The organism is Janthinobacterium sp. DSP2-3-3 (genome assembly GCF_049897325.1).
In the GTDB taxonomy this organism is placed as follows: Bacteria; Pseudomonadota; Gammaproteobacteria; order Burkholderiales; family Burkholderiaceae_D; genus Janthinobacterium.
Map to the genome: position 1 here is coordinate 1 of NZ_JAFCWA010000040.1, position 790 is coordinate 790.

The following is a 790-nucleotide window of genomic DNA, read 5'->3' on the forward strand; positions in this document are numbered from 1 at the left end:
TCCAGGCGCATGGCGTCGCGCATGTCGGTGAGCAGGATGTCGGGAAACCAGCCGTCGTTCTCGATGACGCCAGGGACAACCGCTGGCGGCGCGGGCGTGGTGCCGGGAGGGATGGACGGGGGCAGGGCCATGAAGGACATACGGGGCGCTTTCAAAATGGGGCGGTGGACGGGGTTCATCAGGTCAAAGGGTTGGCCAGAATCCCCCCGTGCCGCCGTGCTGCGGGGGATGCTCTTTACGTGGAACCGGCCGCGCGCTTGAGGCGCCGTTCCAGCCGGTCCATATCTTTCTTGACGCCGCACGACTCCGACAGGGCGCGGGCGCGTTTCAGCTGGGCCATGGCCGTTTCCGCTTGTGCTACCAGCGCCGGGGCGATGTCCGTTTCGTCGGCCAGGTCCAGCACGGCGATCATGGCCAAGCCGATGGCCTTGTGCAGCTTGGCGCGCGCTTGGTCGGGCGCGTCGCTGGCGGCCGTCAGCTGCTCGACGGTGCCCAGCACCTGGGCCGCGTGCTGCGGATCGCTGGCCAGCTTGCCGTGTAAATAGCCTTCGGCAAATTCGTCCAGCATCAGGGTGGCGATGTCGCGGCTGTAGGTTTCGGGCAAGGTGAACTTGTGCGCCAGCGCATATTCGGCCATGACCAGGGCGCGCGCATACTCGGCCGTGTCGATGTGCCATACCAGCAGCGTGGCGAACACGTCATCCTGGGCGCCCTTGCCGCCGGCCAGCACGCCGTCGATCCACTGCGCGTAATCCGGCAGCAAGGTGGCCTTGACCTCGATCTTGCGTTC

General features: G+C 66.6%; 1 protein-coding gene. It reads right to left on the reverse strand.

What is annotated here, in order from left to right:
• Positions 1-235: 235 nt before the first annotated feature.
• Positions 236-790: phage terminase small subunit (gene gpM, locus ACP7DE_RS27985; protein WP_426075181.1), on the reverse strand; the 555-nt coding region annotated here is incomplete at its 5' end.